The sequence below is a fragment of the Streptomyces sp. SGAir0957 genome (genome assembly GCF_043523415.1).
The window spans coordinates 6,253,734-6,268,404 of record NZ_CP027293.1 but is presented as its reverse complement, the minus strand read 5'-3'; the positions used below and the strand labels follow the sequence as shown (position 1 = coordinate 6,268,404).

Annotated in this window: 17 protein-coding genes; 6 read left to right on the top strand and 11 right to left on the bottom strand. The window is 71.8% G+C overall.

What is annotated here, in order from left to right; all coding sequences use genetic code 11:
- Positions 1 to 232: 232 nt before the first annotated feature.
- On the top strand, positions 233 to 712 hold the full coding sequence (locus C1N81_RS33150) for an ATP-binding protein (protein ID WP_394434993.1): 480 nt from the start codon (positions 233 to 235) through the stop codon (positions 710 to 712).
- A gap of 17 nt (positions 713 to 729) precedes the next feature.
- On the opposite strand, the gene C1N81_RS33145 is transcribed toward C1N81_RS33150, so the two are convergent.
- Together C1N81_RS33145 and C1N81_RS33140 are read right to left on the bottom strand one after the other, a co-directional pair.
- Entirely contained in the window at positions 730 to 1,059 is a 330-nt protein-coding gene (locus C1N81_RS33145) for a hypothetical protein (RefSeq protein ID WP_394434992.1), read from the bottom strand.
- Positions 1,053 to 2,957 carry a hypothetical protein gene (locus C1N81_RS33140; protein WP_394434991.1) on the bottom strand — a complete coding sequence of 635 codons (1,905 nt, stop codon included), beginning with the start codon at positions 2,955 to 2,957 and terminating at the stop codon, positions 1,053 to 1,055. The genes C1N81_RS33145 and C1N81_RS33140 overlap by 7 nt, the downstream gene beginning before the upstream one ends.
- 161 nt (positions 2,958 to 3,118) lie before the next feature.
- Between C1N81_RS33140 and C1N81_RS33135 the strand changes: the two genes are divergently transcribed.
- Together C1N81_RS33135 and C1N81_RS33130 are read left to right on the top strand one after the other, a co-directional pair.
- Complete coding sequence (locus C1N81_RS33135; protein WP_394434990.1) at positions 3,119 to 3,784, top strand: GntR family transcriptional regulator; 666 nt, start codon at positions 3,119 to 3,121, stop codon at positions 3,782 to 3,784.
- A 17-nt stretch (positions 3,785 to 3,801) separates the two neighbouring features.
- Positions 3,802 to 4,212: a (2Fe-2S) ferredoxin domain-containing protein gene (locus C1N81_RS33130; RefSeq protein WP_394434989.1), complete on the top strand. Its 411-nt coding sequence runs from the start codon at positions 3,802 to 3,804 to the stop codon at positions 4,210 to 4,212.
- 12 nt (positions 4,213 to 4,224) lie between these two features.
- On the opposite strand, the gene C1N81_RS33125 is transcribed toward C1N81_RS33130, so the two are convergent.
- Positions 4,225 to 5,361, bottom strand: coding sequence for a nitrate/nitrite transporter (locus C1N81_RS33125; RefSeq protein ID WP_394434988.1), 1,137 nt, complete (start codon positions 5,359 to 5,361; stop codon positions 4,225 to 4,227).
- Between the two features lie 121 nt (positions 5,362 to 5,482).
- Complete coding sequence (locus C1N81_RS33120) at positions 5,483 to 6,310, bottom strand: uracil-DNA glycosylase (RefSeq protein WP_394434987.1); 828 nt, start codon at positions 6,308 to 6,310, stop codon at positions 5,483 to 5,485.
- Between the two features lie 42 nt (positions 6,311 to 6,352).
- On the opposite strand from C1N81_RS33120, the gene C1N81_RS33115 reads away from it, so the two are divergent.
- Positions 6,353 to 6,793 carry an RNA-binding S4 domain-containing protein gene (locus C1N81_RS33115; protein WP_394434986.1) on the top strand — a complete coding sequence of 147 codons (441 nt, stop codon included), beginning with the start codon at positions 6,353 to 6,355 and terminating at the stop codon, positions 6,791 to 6,793.
- A gap of 56 nt (positions 6,794 to 6,849) precedes the next feature.
- Here C1N81_RS33115 and C1N81_RS33110 read toward each other — a convergent pair whose 3' ends face one another.
- The 3 genes from C1N81_RS33110 to C1N81_RS33100 all read right to left on the bottom strand — a co-directional run bounded on the left by C1N81_RS33110 (position 6,850) and on the right by C1N81_RS33100 (position 9,196).
- A complete protein-coding gene (locus tag C1N81_RS33110; RefSeq protein WP_394434985.1) occupies positions 6,850 to 7,317 on the bottom strand; it encodes a DoxX family protein in 468 nt (155 codons plus the stop codon).
- Positions 7,318 to 7,470: 153 nt separating this feature from the next.
- Positions 7,471 to 8,166: a class I SAM-dependent methyltransferase gene (locus C1N81_RS33105; protein ID WP_394434984.1), complete on the bottom strand. Its 696-nt coding sequence runs from the start codon at positions 8,164 to 8,166 to the stop codon at positions 7,471 to 7,473.
- Positions 8,167 to 8,212: 46 nt separating this feature from the next.
- Positions 8,213 to 9,196, bottom strand: a complete 984-nt coding sequence (locus C1N81_RS33100) for an acyltransferase domain-containing protein (RefSeq protein ID WP_394434983.1) — start codon at positions 9,194 to 9,196, stop codon at positions 8,213 to 8,215.
- Positions 9,197 to 9,264: 68 nt separating this feature from the next.
- Here C1N81_RS33100 and C1N81_RS33095 point away from each other — a divergent pair, with 68 nt between their 5' ends.
- Positions 9,265 to 9,546: a DUF6343 family protein gene (locus C1N81_RS33095; RefSeq protein WP_394434982.1), complete on the top strand. Its 282-nt coding sequence runs from the start codon at positions 9,265 to 9,267 to the stop codon at positions 9,544 to 9,546.
- Between the two features lie 70 nt (positions 9,547 to 9,616).
- On the opposite strand, the gene C1N81_RS33090 is transcribed toward C1N81_RS33095, so the two are convergent.
- The 4 genes from C1N81_RS33090 to rpsA form a co-directional block, all read right to left on the bottom strand.
- Positions 9,617 to 9,979, bottom strand: a complete 363-nt coding sequence (locus C1N81_RS33090; RefSeq protein ID WP_394434981.1) for a tetratricopeptide repeat protein — start codon at positions 9,977 to 9,979, stop codon at positions 9,617 to 9,619.
- 110 nt (positions 9,980 to 10,089) lie between these two features.
- Positions 10,090 to 10,701, bottom strand: a complete 612-nt coding sequence (gene coaE, locus C1N81_RS33085; RefSeq protein WP_394434980.1) for a dephospho-CoA kinase — start codon at positions 10,699 to 10,701, stop codon at positions 10,090 to 10,092.
- 35 nt (positions 10,702 to 10,736) lie between these two features.
- The gene (locus tag C1N81_RS33080; protein WP_394434979.1) at positions 10,737 to 11,675 is read right to left on the bottom strand and encodes a PAC2 family protein; all 939 of its coding nucleotides are present in this window, start codon (positions 11,673 to 11,675) and stop codon (positions 10,737 to 10,739) included.
- Between the two features lie 216 nt (positions 11,676 to 11,891).
- Positions 11,892 to 13,400 carry a 30S ribosomal protein S1 gene (rpsA, locus tag C1N81_RS33075; RefSeq protein WP_361074882.1) on the bottom strand — a complete coding sequence of 503 codons (1,509 nt, stop codon included), beginning with the start codon at positions 13,398 to 13,400 and terminating at the stop codon, positions 11,892 to 11,894.
- 402 nt (positions 13,401 to 13,802) lie between these two features.
- Between rpsA and C1N81_RS33070 the strand changes: the two genes are divergently transcribed.
- Positions 13,803 to 14,669, top strand: a complete 867-nt coding sequence (locus tag C1N81_RS33070) for a class I SAM-dependent methyltransferase (protein WP_394434978.1) — start codon at positions 13,803 to 13,805, stop codon at positions 14,667 to 14,669.
- Positions 14,670 to 14,671 lie beyond the last annotated feature (2 nt).

The window sequence follows — 14,671 nt, the reverse complement described above, 5'->3', positions numbered from 1 at the left end:
CGTACAGAACCGCCCGGTCAGCCCGCTCAACGCTACGCACACCCACCCCGACCACTCTCAGCAATCACCCAACTCCCCAATACGGGCATATTCGACAACGTCCGCTACCCGAACGGGAGTTCACCCCACCTGTCCGCAGGTCACCGACACCCGGCCCTCGACCACGTACAACCACACACAGTCACCACGTAACCCCTGGCGCCCGTCCCGCGCACCCCACAACGCTCATCCCATGCACGACGCCACCCGCACCACACCCAGCCCCCACCCCACCGCCCCAACGCACCACTTCGCCATGCGCTTCACCTCGACCCCGCGCGGTGCCCGCCTCGCCCGGCGTCTCGTCTCGCACCGTCTGGACGCCTGGGGCCACCCCTACACCAGCCCCGTCAACGAGACCCTGACCCTCATCACAGCCGAACTCACCGCGAACGCCGTCCGCCACGGACACGTCCCGGGCCGCGACTTCCACCTCAGCCTCACCCGGACCGCCCCGGGCACCTACCGCATCGCGGTCACTGACACGCGGGGCGAGCGCCTCCCCCGCAAGACCGTCGCCCCCAGCGACGCCGACCCCGACGACGAGTCCGGCCGGGGCCTCCTCCTCGTAGCCGCACTCGCCGACGACTGGGGTTGTACACCCCGGCCGGACGGCCCCGGCAAGACCGTCTGGGCGACGACTGCCTGCCCCCGTGACCCAGCCCCCGCCTGAGTGTCCGTCCGCCGCGCTCACCCCACCGGCTTGCCCAGCGGCACGCCACCGTCCCGCTCCTCCGGCCGGTCCGGACGAAGACGCGCATGGTCCTCGACCTCGTTCCGCAGACGGTGGAGCAACGACGAGCATGCCCCCTGGTACTGGCTGAGGCCGACATCGATGGAGAGCATCAGCCGCTCCGCGTCCGGGCCCGTGACATCGATGCCCGAGCTCTTCTGCCGGTTCGACACGAGCATCATCGTCAGGCCGGGCGTGAAGTGGTCGTGCCCGAGCCATTTCGCGTAGTCCCACTCCCTCTTCCGGGACGACCCGACGAACAGGACACGGCGGTCCGTGACTACCACTTCCCCCGATCGACTCTCTCGTTGGACTGAAGCCCCTGTCGCTGCCGAACCTCGACCAGCGCCCCCGCCGCGACCGACAGAACTTTCTCGTCCTTGCGTCGCTTGCTCCACCGCCACTCAACAGCGGAGCCGATCTTCCCGCTCGCCAGGTCGCTTGCCATGGAAACCCGCGCGGCAAGCCGCTTGCGCTCCGCCTTCCACGTGGCCAGCTCGCGCTCGTACGCCGCCTGGGCGCGACGGGCCGCCTCCTCCCTGCGAACCCGTTCCTTCTCCCGCTCCGCGTCTCGGCGCCGTCTCTCGCGCTCCGCCGCCGCGGCCACCCGCGCCCGCCTCCTCGCCTCGCGCCGTGCGGCGATGTGCTCCCGGCGGACCCAGGCCATGACCACGGCGACCAGGACCAGCAGCAACACAATCAGCGCCGCCACGATCTGCCCAGTGGTCCAGTCGTCCGAGACATGGACGGTGAGCGTGCGCGTGCTGCTGTTGCCCGCCTCGTCGGTCACGGTCATCGCGACGGCGATGTCGCCGGGCGCGGCGGACATCCGGAGCGTGCGCCGGTGCGCGCCGTTCAGGGTGAACTCGCCGCCCGCGAGGTCCTTCGGTGCTGTGATCCGGGCCGTCGCGCCGGGCTCGCCCGTGATGACGAGCACGAGTTCCTTGTGGCGTGCGCGTTCCTTGTCGTAGGTGAGCGTCGCCTTCGGCGCCTTGGTGTCCACGACCGTCTTGGCCCCCACAGCCGTGGCGGCGCGACCAAAGGGGTCCGTCAGAGCGACCTTCGGCAAGTACGAGCCGTCGACGAGGGGCAGCGCGACCGTGGCGTGCCCGTCGTCGTCGAGCGTGACCTTGCGCTTCTCCGTGCCGGCTTCGAACGTTCCACGGGCCGCGCGCGGGCCGGTGATGGTGAAGCGGCCGCCCTCGCGCGAAGGGGACTTCGACTCGATCAGCGGTGTCAGCGCGTCGATCCGTACTACGGCTGTCGTGTCGAGCTTGGTGACGTTCCCGGCCTCGTCCCGCAGGGAGCCGGAGATCTTGTGTTTCCCGTTCGGGAGCCAGAGCGGCTCCAGGAAGTCGCCGTCCCCCGTGGTGCCGCGGAGCCGGATGGTCGTGCCCGCCACGCGCACGTCGTAGTCGGTGGCCGGATCGGTGGTGAAGGAGAGGTTGACCGCTCCCGTGTTCTCGTCCGGGTCGGTGACGTCGAGGCCGTCGAGGGCAGGCCCCTCGGCGTCCACCTCGACGGTGAACTCCTCGCTCGGCTCGCTGGAGTTGTCGGCCGCGTCGACGGCTATCAGAACGTATGTGTGCTTGCCGCTCCTGGCCTTGAAGCGGATGGTCTGGGCCGCGCCGGTCGCCGTCGCCTTCGCGACCGTGTCGCCGTCCTCGGGGTAGTCCGGGTCGGTGACCTCCCGCACCTCGATGCGCGAACCGCTCTCGGCCTTCGCCGTCACGGTCACCTCGCCCCCGGCTCCGGCCCTGGGCTTCTCGGCCGTCGGCGCCTCCGGAGCCTCGTAGTCCTCGGCGGCCTCCGCTCCGTCGTACGCACCGGAGCCCGCGCCCGCACCGTACTCCGCGCCGGGATCCACCTCGGGGTCCGTAACGGCGTCGTCCTCCGCGCCATAATCCGGGTCCGGGCCCAGGTCCGTATCGTCGTCGTCGAGGCCGGGGTCCGCGCCCGCGTCGTCCTCCGCACCGGGGTCCGGCAGGCTGTCGTAGCCGCATTCGGAGAAGTACCCGAGGTCTCCGCAGACGTAGGAGCCGGTGTCGGAGGGGCAGGAGTGCCAGCGGTGGCAGCCGTCCCGGTGCGCGAGGGCGGACGGTGCGCCGACGAACAGACCGGCCGCGGCGAGGGCGAGGGCGGCGCCGCCGGTCGCACACCGGCGCAGGATGACGCGAACGTTCACGTGCGGTGGTTCCCCCTGTTGCGAAGCCGCTCCGCGCGGCGAAGGAGCGCAGCTTTACACACGAAATCGCCACACCACAATCACAAGAACAACAACTGTTGTCGCAGGCGATGACGTTGCCCCCGGGCCCGCCCACCCCGCCCATCGGCGAAGATGGACCCATGACGACGGTCGAACCCCTGGGCGCGGTGCGTGAGCGCGTGCTCGCCACCTTGCGGCAGGACATCATCAGTGGCCGCCTGCGCCCGGGTGACCGCCTTGTCGAGCGGGAGCTGGCCGAGCGGTTCGGGGTGTCGCGGGTGCCCGCGCGGGAGGCGATCCGCGCGCTACTCGCCGAGGGGTTCGTGACGTTCGAGACACCGCGCCGGGCCGTCGTGCGCACGCTGACCCGCACGGACGTCACCGAACTGTACGAGCTGCGCGAGGCGTTGGAGGTCTACGCGGCAGGGCTCGCCGCCGAACGGGCCGGCCAGGAGGACGTGGCGCGGCTCGGGGAGTTGCTGGACCGCGCGGCGGCCGCCACCCGTACCGGCGACGACGAGGCCATCGCCGACATCAACAGCCTCTTCCACGACCGCCTGCTCGCCATGGCGGGCAACGGCCTCCTCATCGGCGTCATGCAGCCCGTCGACGGCCGGCTGCGCTGGCTGACCCGGCGCAACGAGGCGTGGTCGCTCCAGCTCGACGAGCACCGCAAGCTGTACGACGCCGTCGCCGCCGGTGATCCGGAGCGGGCGCGGGCCGTGGCCCTGGGGCACGTACGCACCAACTACCGTTCCACCGTGCGTCATCTCTTCGGTGACGACGACGCCCAGAACCCCGCGTGAAAGAACCCAGGAGCACCGTGCCCACCCTCATAGGCGCCGCCCGTACCCGCCCCTGCACGCTCGTCGTGTGCCGGGGCTGTTGCTGTGGTGACGCCCGCAAGCATCCCGGTTACGACCATGCCTGGCAGCTGGAGCGGCTGCGGGCCGCTGCCGCCGCGTCCGGGGGGCGGCTCGCCGTGCGGGTCAGCGACTGTCTCGGACCGTGCGATCAGGCGAACGTCGTCGTGGTGCAGCCGTCGGGGCAGGGGCGCGCCCGGGGCGGGCGCGCCGCGTGGGTCGGCTGGTCCATGGGGGACGACGCCACCGACGAGATCCTGGCGTGGGTGGAGGCGGGCGGCCCCGGCATCGCGCCCGCCCCCGTCGCCCTGGAGCTGCAGTTCATCGAGGCGCAGGGCGAGCGCGTCCGGCGGCGGCGCCGGGCGCGATGAACCCCGCCCTCCTCACTCCGCCTTCGCGCTCCGCATCCGCCCCAGCGCGTACACGCACCCCGCGAGCGCCAGGTCGGACAGGAGCATGAAGCCGATCGAGTACGAGTCCTTCGCGCTGTAGATCGCGCCCATGACCAGCGGCGGGACGAAGCCGCCGAGGCCGCCCATCGCGCCGACGATGCCGGTGACCGAGCCGACCTGGGACTGCGGGGTCACCTGTGAGACGAGGGCGAAGACGCTGCCGCTCGCGGTGCCGAGGCCCGCCGCCATCAGCAGGAAGCAGATGGTGCCCATCGGGTTCAGGGCCGGGTCGAAGGCCTGGAGGATCGCGAACAGGGCGACGAGGGCGAGCGCCCACGCGGTGACGGTCGCCGGGTGGATGCGGTCCGAGAGCCAGCCGCCGATCGGCCGGAAGATCACCGTGACGAGCGCGAAGCCCGCCGCCTTGGTGCCCGCGTCCGTGGGGCTCAGCTCGTACCAGGTCTTGAGGTAGGTGGGCAGGTACACGCCGAACGCGACGATGCCGCCGAAACCGATCGCGTACAGGGCGGAGAGCTCCCACGTCACGCGCAGCTTCCCGGCCGCGCCGAGCCGCTTGCCGAGCGACGTCGTGGGGATCTTGCGGTCCGGGTGGTCCGTGATGAGGACCGCCGCGATCACCGCGTAGACCGCGAGCGCGATGGCGACGACGACGAACGGCAGGTTCTCGCCGTGCTTCGCCATGCGCGGCGTGAAGTAGCCGGACAGGGCCACGCCGCCCATGCCCATGCCGAAGACGCCGAGCGCGAGGCCCCTGTGCGCTGGCGGGAACCACGAGTTCACCAGCGGGATGCCGATGGCGAAGGTGGTGCCGCCGAGGCCGAGCAGGAACGCCACGACGATCATCGCCCCGAAGTGGTGCCGGGCGGGGATCACCAGGAGTACGGGGATGATCGTGAGCGCCGAGATCAGCGGGAACAGCAGCCGGGCGCCGTAGCGGTCGGTGAGCGCGCCGACCGGGATCCGGCCCAGCGAACCGACCAGCACGGGCACGGCGACCAGGAACGACTGGGCGAACGAGCTGAGCTTCAGGTCGGAGCCGAAGTTCCCGGCGAGCGGCGCGATCAGATTCCAGGCCCAGAAGGTGAGGGCGAAGCCGATCGTGGCCACGATCAGGTTGCGGTAGGCCGCGGCCGGGGGGTGGCTGCTCGTCCGCGAGGCCGGCGCAGAAGGCGTGGAAGGCGTGGAAGGCGTCTTCGGCGCAGAGGAAGGTGTCGTCACCTTTTTCAGGCTAGGAAGCCTCGGGAGGCGGCTCCAGATCTGTTGCGCCGAACGGGGACACATCCAGCCCCGCCTCGACGGCGGCGGTGCGGAGCACTCCGCGCAGCATGTGCGGGGTGAGGCGGCCGGTGAAGGTGTTGCGCTGGCTGACGTGGTAGCAGCCGAAGAGCGTGAGGCCGCCGAGGTCCACACGGGCGCCGTGGCCGAACGCGGGGCGCGGGCGCGGCACCGTCCAGCCCGCCTCGGTGAACGCGGGCAGCGCCGCCTGCCAGCCGAAACCGCCGAGCACGACGACGGCGCGCAGGGTGGGCCGCAGCAACTCCAACTCGCGGACCAGCCAGGGGCGGCAGGTGTCGCGTTCGCCCGTGGTCGGCTTGTTGTCGGGCGGCGCGCAGTGCACGGGGGACGTGATGCGGACGCCGTGCAGGGTGAGGTCGTCGTCCATGCCGAGCGCGTCGGGGCGGGACGCGAGCCCCACGTCGAACAGCGCCTTGTAGAGCACATCGCCCGAGCGGTCGCCGGTGAACATGCGGCCGGTGCGGTTGCCGCCGTGCGCGGCGGGCGCGAGGCCGACGAGCAGCAAGGACGCGTCGTGGGGCCCGAAACCGGGCACGGGCCTGCCCCAGTACGTCTCGTCGGCGAAGGCCGCCCGCTTGGTCCGGGCGACCTCCTCGCGCCACTCGACCAGGCGGGGGCAGGCCCGGCAGTGCGTGATCCGCTCGTCGAGCCGCCCGAGCCCGTCGTCGTCCCCCTGTCCGTCGTCGTCCCCCTGTCCGTCGTCGTGTCGGGGTCCGTCGTCGTGTCGAGGTCCGTCGTCGTGTCGAGGTCCGTCGTTCATCTCTTCGACCATAGGCCCCGGCACGCGTACTAGGGTCGACGCATGGCATCGGAGACATCGGAGACGCAGACGTCGAGCGTGCGGGTCGACAGCTGGATCTGGGCCGTTCGCCTCGTCAAGACGCGTTCGGCGGGCGCCGCGGCCTGCAAGGGCGGCCATGTCAAGGTCAACGGGGTGAGCGTGAAGCCCGCGTACGCGCTGCGCGTCGGCGACGAGGTCCGGGTCCGCCAGCCCGGCGGGCGCGAGCGCCTCGTCGAGGTCAAGCGGCTGATCCGCAAACGCGTCGGCGCCCCGGTGGCCGCCGAGGCGTACGTCGACAACTCGCCGCCGCCCCCGCCGCGCGAGGTGGTCGCCCCGGTCGGCGTCCGCGACCGCGGCACGGGCCGCCCGACGAAGCGGGACCGCAGGGAACTGGAGCGGCTGCGCGGCATCTTCGGCCAGGGGCCGGAACAGGACCCCGCGGCGGACTCCGGTCAGCACTGAACCGGGGTCCACCGCGGTGGACCCCGGCCAGGGCGCGCACTACGGGCCCCGCACGGTCAGGCGCCGGCCTCACGCAGGGCCGGGCGGCGGGTCAGCAGAGCCAGGAGCTCCCGGTTCCGGCCGCGGTGCGCCCAGGCCAGGGCGGCCAGCGGGACGATCAGGATCAGCGGAGTCGCCGCGTTCTCCCCGCCGAACGCCACGACCTGCGTGACGAAGGCGCCGACCATGAGCGCGCTCAGACCGATCGGGGCGAGGCCGGACAGCACCGGGACGACGAGGCCGATCGCCCCGGCGACCTCGGCCACGCCGATCGCGTACATGCCCAGCGCGCCCCACCCGAGCGAGTCGAACGCCTCCACGGCGGCGGGCGCGGCGAAGAGCTTGGGCGCTCCGCTCGCGACGCCGAAGAACAGCGCGAGCAGGATCGCGGTCGTGCGCAGCGTGATCCGGGCGCGCCGGGAGCGGACGGGGACGGTGGTGGCGGAAGCGACGGGAGTGGCGGGGGTGGCGGCGAGGTTCGTCATGGCGGTCTCCTGAGAGCGAGGTGAGCCAGGTGAGCTAGGCGAGCGGTGTGACGCGGTGTGCTGTCACCGGATAAGACCGGCGCCGCCACCAGAACTCATCGCCCCGCCCGCGCGACACTCACCCGGGCACCACCCGCACCACCCGCACCGCACTCACACCGGCACCGCCCGCACCCAGCTCTCGTCCTCCGTCAGATACCGGTCGGCCCGCAACCCGGCCTCGGCGAGCGCCCGTTCGAACTCCGGCACGACCATCGGCCGGATCCGGTACGTCTGCGTCCACACCGCGTCCGGGAACACGTACTCGACCCGCACCGACCGCACCCCGTCGCTCCCGGCCACCTCCTCCGACGCGACCTTGCGGATGACGGCCCCGTCCGGCAGGACATGCTCGCGCGGCAGCCCCTCGTGCACCCCGTCGCGCTCGCGCTGGATCACCACACGGCCGCCCTCGGCGACATGGCGCCGGCACGTGTCGAGCATGCCGCGCCGCACCGCCGCGTCCCCGGTGTTGACCAGGATCGAGCCGAGCATGACCACGTCGAACCGCTCTCCGAGGTCGAGCCCCTCGATGGTGGAGCGCACGGTGCGCGCGCCCCGCACCCGCTCCAGCATCTCCGGCGACTCGTCCACCGCGGTCACCGTGAACCCGCGCTCCACCAGCGGATGCGTCACCCGCCCCACCCCGCAGCCGAGTTCGAGCAGCGTCGCCCCGGCGGGCACCGCGCCCGCGACGATGTCCGGCTCGCCCTCGACGGGCAGTCTCGAGTACAGCTCCACGGCGCAGCCGTCGGGCGTGATCGCGCCCGGCCCGGTCCCCGCGTACCCCGTCCGCATCTCAAGGCTCATGCCGGCGGAACGAACCGTCCCCGCCCGCCGTTCCCCCGCGCCGGTGCTACAGCCGGAACCAGCCATGCCCCGAGTGCCAGTGCCCGCCCGCGTCCAGGTGGTCGAGGACGGCCCGCTGCACACGCGTCCGGCGCGGCAGCCGCTCGCGCGGCGTCTCCGTGCCGCCGAAGACGAAGGCGACCGGGGTGTCGTCCTCCGCCTCCTCGTTCACGTACGCGATCTCGAAGCGGTCCTGGAAGCGGACGATGTTGGACTCGGCCGGCAGGTACCGCCGCAGCTGCGGGTCCAGGAGCCAGGAGTGGCAGACGGCGGTCCCGGCCGGTTCCTCGGGGAAGTGCCGGGCGAAGAACGCCCGCGCCCGCGCCACCGAGTCGTCGCACGCCTCGGGCGTCAGGGGCCCGCGGAAGTCCGGGATGTGCACGCCGAGCACCGCATCCCCCGGCCCGGCGCCGGCACCGGCGGACGCCAGCCGCTCCCCCGTGCGCCGCCCGAGCCGGAACCGCTCGAACTGGAGCCGCCCCAGCTGGTACAGCTCGCCCCGGAAGTGCCGGGTCAGCCACCAGGGGACGAAGAGGCCGGTGGTGCCGAACCGTCTGCGGTGCAGGGCCATATTGCGGCCGAGGTCGGCGAGGGTGCGCCGGGAGACGTCGTCGGGGATGCCGCGCTCGTGGTGCAGGGCGCGGGTGTGCGGCAGCGCCGCGACGAACACGAGCACGGCGAAGCAGCGCCCCAGCGCCCCGGCCGCCGCGGGGAACAGCGGCAGGCCCGCGCCCCGACCCGGCTCGTCGAGCCGCCACAGCAGCCCGCTGACGGCGCGCTCGAGCAGGTCCCGCAGCTCCGGCGAGACGATCAGCTCGGCCCGCAGCCTTACGAGCTCGTTGACGTCCTCGTGCGGTACGGCCAGGTCGAGCAGGATGTCGGGCAGGTCGGGGGCGTCCGGCAGCGCGGCCGGGAGGCGGGGTATCGCCGGGTCGTCGAGCGACGCCAGCCACGCTCCGCAGGCCGCGTCACCCCTGAGTACGTCCAGCACACCCGCTCCTTCGCTCCTGGTGGCACCCTGGGAGGGGGAGCCATTCGTGGCCCCCTCGTCCTGAGGGGATGGTGCCCATGCGTCCGACGCATCTCGCCCGTACGGGTGACGAGCCGGTCACCGCGCGCAGCCCCTTGCGGCTCCGCCTCGGCCTGGCCCTGTTCGGCTTCGTCTGGACCGCCTTCGGCACCGTCGCCTTCGCGCTGACGGGCCGCCCCTGGTGGGCGCTGGCCTGCGGAGTCCTCGCGCTGATCACGGCGGTCGACGTCGTCATGATCCTGCGCCACATCCGCCAGGGCCCGCACTACCAGCCCGGCCGCGACGTCCCACCGTACCGAAAGGCCCCATGACCGAAGGACCCCGTGAGGGACCGGTCGCCGACTCGGGGCTCGGGCGCGTACGCGGCGCCGGTCGGCGGCGTCAGTCGTCGAAGCGGGCCGCGGCCAGGTACTCCGGCTGCGGGTCGAGCGCCGCGGCGAGCCGGAAGTGGCGGCGCGCCTGCTGCGGCTTGGCCCACCGCTCGTAGGTCCTGGCCAGGGCGAAGTGCGCGAACGCGTTGTCCGGCTCGCGCTCCAGGACGATGGAGAACTCCAGCTCAGCGGCGCGCAGTTGCGCCGCGGCGAAGAAGGCGCGCGCCCGCAGCAGCCGGGCCGCCGTGTTCTCGGGGTGCACCGCGATCACGTCGTCGAGGAGCTTCACCGCGCCGCGCGGATCGCGCGCGGCCAGCAGCTGCTCGGCCGCGCGATAGTCGATGACGTGCGTCTCCGGGGTGGCATCGGGCACGGCGAACTCCCTTCTCGTGCCGACCTGTCGGACGGACCAGGCCGCTTGGATCACGTCGGACCAGCGTGCGCGCACCTGGTCCCCCGGATCAACACCGCGCCTTGCGAGGGCTATTCCCGGCCAGTGGCGTGCGCCTGGCGCCGCAGGTCCGCCCAGACCGCGTCGACCTGCTCGACGAGCCGGTCGAGGGGTACGTCGTTGTCGATCACGACATCGGCGATCTCGCGCCGCTTCTCGCGGGTGGCCTGCGCGGCCATCCGCGCCCGCGCGTCCTCCTCGGTCATGCCGCGCAGCCGGGTCAGCCGGTCGAGCTGGGTCTCGGTGCTCGCGTCGACGACGATCACGAGGTCGTAGAGCGGGGCGAGCCCGTTCTCCGTGAGCAGTGGTACGTCGTGGACGACCACGGCGTCGGCCCCCGCGGCTGCCTCCAGGTCGGCGGACCGGGCCCCGACGAGCGGATGCACGATGCTGTTGAGGACGGCCAGCTTGTCCGGGTCGGCGAAGACGATCGCGCCGAGCCTCGGCCGGTCGAGCGTGCCGTCGGCGGCGAGCACCTCCTCGCCGAACGCCTCGACGACGGCCGCGAGCCCCGGCGTACCGGGCTCGACGACCTCCCGCGCGATCTTGTCCGCGTCGACGAGTACGGCTCCGCGCTCCACGAGCAGCCGGGACACTTCGCTCTTCCCGGCGCCGATGCCGCCGGTCAACCCCACCTTCACCATGGGCACGAGCTTAGGGCCCCCGGCTCAGGCGCCGCTCAGGCGTCGCCCTCCCGCTCGGCGAGGAACTTCTCGAACTCGAGGCCGATCTCCTCGGCGGAGGGGATGTCGGCGGGCTCGGCCAGCATGTTGCCCCGGGACTCGGCGCCCGCGGCGGCGTCGTACTGGTGCTCTAGGCCCTGGACGAGCGCGACCAGCTCCTCGTCCCCGGCCTGGACCTGCCGGTCGATCTCGGTCTGCGTGCGGTGCGCCTCGGTGCGCAGCCCGTGCGCGATCCCCGGCAGGACGAGCCCGGTCGCGCCGGTGATCGCCTCCAGGACGGTGAGCGCGGCGTCCGGGTACGCGGAGCGCGCGATGTAGTGCGGGACGTGCGCGGCGACACCGAGGACGTCGAACCCGGCCTCCATCAGCCGGTACTCGACCAGCGCCTCGGCGCTGCCCGGCACCTGCGCCTCGTCGAACGGGCTGACGTGCCCCGGCACCAGGTCCGTACGGTTGCCGTGCGGGGTGAGGCCGACGGGGCGGGTGTGCGGGACGCCCATGGGGATGCCGTGGAAGTTGACCGCGAGGCGGACACCGAGCCGCTCGACGATCTGCTGCACGGCCGCGGCGAACCGCTCCCACTCGACGTCCGGCTCGGGCCCCGCGAGGAGCAGGAACGGTGCGCCGGTGGCGTCCTGGACGAGCCGCACCTCGATCGAGGGCACCTCGTAGGAGGTCCAGTGGTCGCCCTTGAACGTGAGCAGCGGGCGCCGGGCCCGGTAGTCCACCAGCCGGTCGTGGTCGAACCGGGCGACGACCTGGTGGGGCAGCGAGTCGAGCACCCGGTCGACGATCTGGTCGCCGGTCTCACCCGCGTCGATGTATCCGTCGAAGTGGTAGAGCATGACAAGGCCGGCGGACTCCTGGGCGAGCGCCATGTCCACCACGGCAAGGCCCTTCGGCTCCCATGTGTACAAATCCTGCGCATCAAGCACTGTGACCGCTCCTCCTAGTGTTCCTAGGAAGAACGCGCGAGCAGCCCCCAGGCATTCCCAGCCCGGTCAGGGGCGCGAGGAACGGCGCGAGCAACCACACACAGGGCGCACCCGCCGGACGGGCGAGAACCCCCATGGCGCTGGAGAAAAAAGAGCAGTGGGCCCGCACCAAGAGGTGCGGGCCCACTGCTCAACTACCTGCTAGCGCAGAGCGTTTCAGCTCTGGCCGCCCGCCAGCTTCTCGCGAAGCGCGGCGAGCGCCTCGTCCGAGGCGAGCGCACCGGAGTTGTCGTCCGACTCCGAGGAGTACGAACCGCCGCCGCTGCCACCGGAGGCCGCCGGAGCGGCACCCGGGGTGGACGCGCCCTCGGCCTCGGCCTGAGCGTCGGCCTCGCGGGACTTGATGACCTGAGCCTGGTGCTGCTCGAAGCGCTGCTGCGCCTCGGCGTACTGGGTCTCCCAGGCCTCGCGCTGGGTCTCGTAGCCCTCGAGCCAGTCGTTGGTCTCGGGGTCGAAGCCCTCGGGGTAGATGTAGTTGCCCTGGTCGTCGTAGGACGCGGCCATGCCGTACAGGGTCGGGTCGAACTCGACGGCCGACGGGTCGGCGCCGAACGCCTCGTTGGCCTGCTTCAGCGAGAGGCTGATGCGACGGCGCTCGAGGTCGATGTCGATGACCTTGACGAAGATCTCGTCGTTGACCTGGACGACCTGCTCCGGGATCTCCACGTGGCGCTCGGCCAGCTCGGAGATGTGGACCAGACCCTCGATGCCCTCGTCCACGCGGACGAACGCACCGAACGGAACCAGCTTCGTGACCTTGCCGGGCACGACCTGGCCGATCTGGTGGGTGCGGGCGAACTGCTGCCACGGGTCTTCCTGCGTCGCCTTCAGCGACAGGGAGACACGCTCGCGGTCCATGTCCACGTCGAGGACCTCGACGGTGACTTCCTGGCCGACCTCGACAACCTCGGACGGGTGGTCGATGTGCTTCCAGGACAGCTCGGAGACGTGCACCAGACCGTCGACGCCACCCAGGTCCACGAAGGCACCGAAGTTGACGATGGAGGACACGACGCCGGAGCGGACCTGACCCTTCTGGAGGGTCGTGAGGAACGTCTGGCGGACCTCGGACTGGGTCTGCTCGAGCCAGGCACGGCGGGACAGGACCACGTTGTTGCGGTTCTTGTCCAGCTCGATGATCTTCGCCTCGAGCTCCTTGCCCACGTACGGCTGGAGGTCGCGAACGCGGCGCATCTCGACAAGGGAGGCCGGCAGGAAGCCACGGAGGCCGATGTCGAGGATGAGACCACCCTTGACGACCTCGATGACGGTACCGGTGACGATGCCGTCCTCTTCCTTGATCTTCTCGATGGTGCCCCACGCACGCTCGTACTGCGCGCGCTTCTTCGAGAGGATCAGGCGGCCTTCCTTGTCCTCCTTCTGGAGAACCAGGGCCTCGATCTCGTCGCCGACGGCCACGACCTCGTTCGGGTCGACGTCGTGCTTGATCGAGAGCTCGCGGCTCGGGATGACACCTTCGGTCTTGTAACCGATGTCGAGGAGAACCTCGTCCCGGTCAACCTTGACGATGACGCCGTCGACGATGTCGCCATCGTTGAAGTACTTGATCGTCTCGTCGATGGCGGCGAGGAAAGCTTCCTCGTTACCGATGTCGTTGACCGCAACCTGCGGGGTGGTGGCGGTGGTCTCGGTGCTGCTCGTCATGTGGGAAAGGGCTCCGGCGGACATTGAAAGTCGGTGGGTACTGCTACGCCGGGAGCCTGTTTCGCACCGAAGAAGCCGGACAGCCTAGGAAGCGCCTAGCCGGAGGTCGTGTTTCCACGACCGCGGCGGCGCCTCGACAACCGAGGGGACATGCAACAGATGCGAGCACAGCCTGCTATGTCTGAGGTGCGCAGGCCCGCAGCGCAACTTGTAGCATACGGGGGCCGCCGGGCAGGGTCAATGTCGCGAAGGCGCACACCGGGGGCGGAACGCCGCATACCCGGCACAAAACCTGTCGCACGAGGCTACGCGGGCCGCAAGGCGCGCTGTGGACACCCTCCCCTGTCGCGGGTTGGACGGAAGAGTACGACGAGGGAGCCGATCATCCAAGAGTCCGGACCAATGGAAACGCAGGAGCCGGCCGGCACGGGCGGCTCGTCGGTGGACGACGAGTCGACGGCCACCCGGCGCGACGCCGACACCACGGAGAGCGCGCGGGCCAACCGCGGCTGGTGGGACCGCAACGCCGACGAATACCAGACCGAGCACGGCACGTTCCTCGGCGACGACCGTTTCGTCTGGGGCCCCGAGGGCCTGGACGAGGTGGAGGCCGAGCTGCTCGGCCCCTCCGAGGAGCTGGAGGGCAAGGACGTCCTGGAGATCGGCGCGGGCGCGGCCCAGTGCTCGCGCTGGCTCGCCGCCCAGGGCGCGCGGCCCGTCGCCCTGGACCTCTCGCACCGCCAGCTCCAGCACGCGATGCGGATCGACGGCGGCAAGGTGCCCCTCGTCGAGGCCGACGCGGGCGTCCTGCCCTTCAAGGACGCCTCCTTCGACCTGGCCTGCTCCGCCTACGGGGCGCTGCCCTTCGTCGCCGACCCCGTGCAGGTGCTGCGCGAGGTGCGCCGGGTGCTGCGGCCCGGCGGCCGCTTCGTCTACTCCGTCTCGCACCCCATCCGCTGGGCCTTTCCCGACGAGCCGGGCCCGGAGGGGCTGAGCGTCTCCGCCTCCTACTTCGACCGCACCCCGTACGTCGAGCAGGACGACGAGGGGCGGGCCGTCTACGTCGAGCACCACCGCACGGTCGGGGACTGGGTCCGCGCCGTCGTGGCGGGCGGCTTCCGCCTGATCGACATCGTCGAGCCCGAGTGGCCGGCCTGGAACACGCAGGAGTGGGGCGGCTGGTCCCCCCTGCGCGGCAACCTGATCCCGGGTACGACGATCTTCGTCTGCGAGCGGGACGCCGCGCCCGCCGGGGGTGCTGGAGACTGAGC

Coding starts and splice junctions, on each gene's coding strand:
- C1N81_RS33150 (WP_394434993.1), top strand. CDS start 233: ATGCACGACGCCACCCGCACCACACCCAGCCCCCACCCCACCGCCCCA.
- C1N81_RS33135 (WP_394434990.1), top strand. CDS start 3,119: ATGACGACGGTCGAACCCCTGGGCGCGGTGCGTGAGCGCGTGCTCGCC.
- C1N81_RS33120 (WP_394434987.1), bottom strand. CDS start 6,310: ATGAACGACGGACCTCGACACGACGACGGACCTCGACACGACGACGGA.
- C1N81_RS33115 (WP_394434986.1), top strand. CDS start 6,353: ATGGCATCGGAGACATCGGAGACGCAGACGTCGAGCGTGCGGGTCGAC.
- C1N81_RS33110 (WP_394434985.1), bottom strand. CDS start 7,317: ATGACGAACCTCGCCGCCACCCCCGCCACTCCCGTCGCTTCCGCCACC.
- C1N81_RS33105 (WP_394434984.1), bottom strand. CDS start 8,166: ATGAGCCTTGAGATGCGGACGGGGTACGCGGGGACCGGGCCGGGCGCG.
- C1N81_RS33095 (WP_394434982.1), top strand. CDS start 9,265: ATGGTGCCCATGCGTCCGACGCATCTCGCCCGTACGGGTGACGAGCCG.
- coaE (WP_394434980.1), bottom strand. CDS start 10,701: ATGGTGAAGGTGGGGTTGACCGGCGGCATCGGCGCCGGGAAGAGCGAA.
- rpsA (WP_361074882.1), bottom strand. CDS start 13,400: ATGACGAGCAGCACCGAGACCACCGCCACCACCCCGCAGGTTGCGGTC.
- C1N81_RS33070 (WP_394434978.1), top strand. CDS start 13,803: ATGGAAACGCAGGAGCCGGCCGGCACGGGCGGCTCGTCGGTGGACGAC.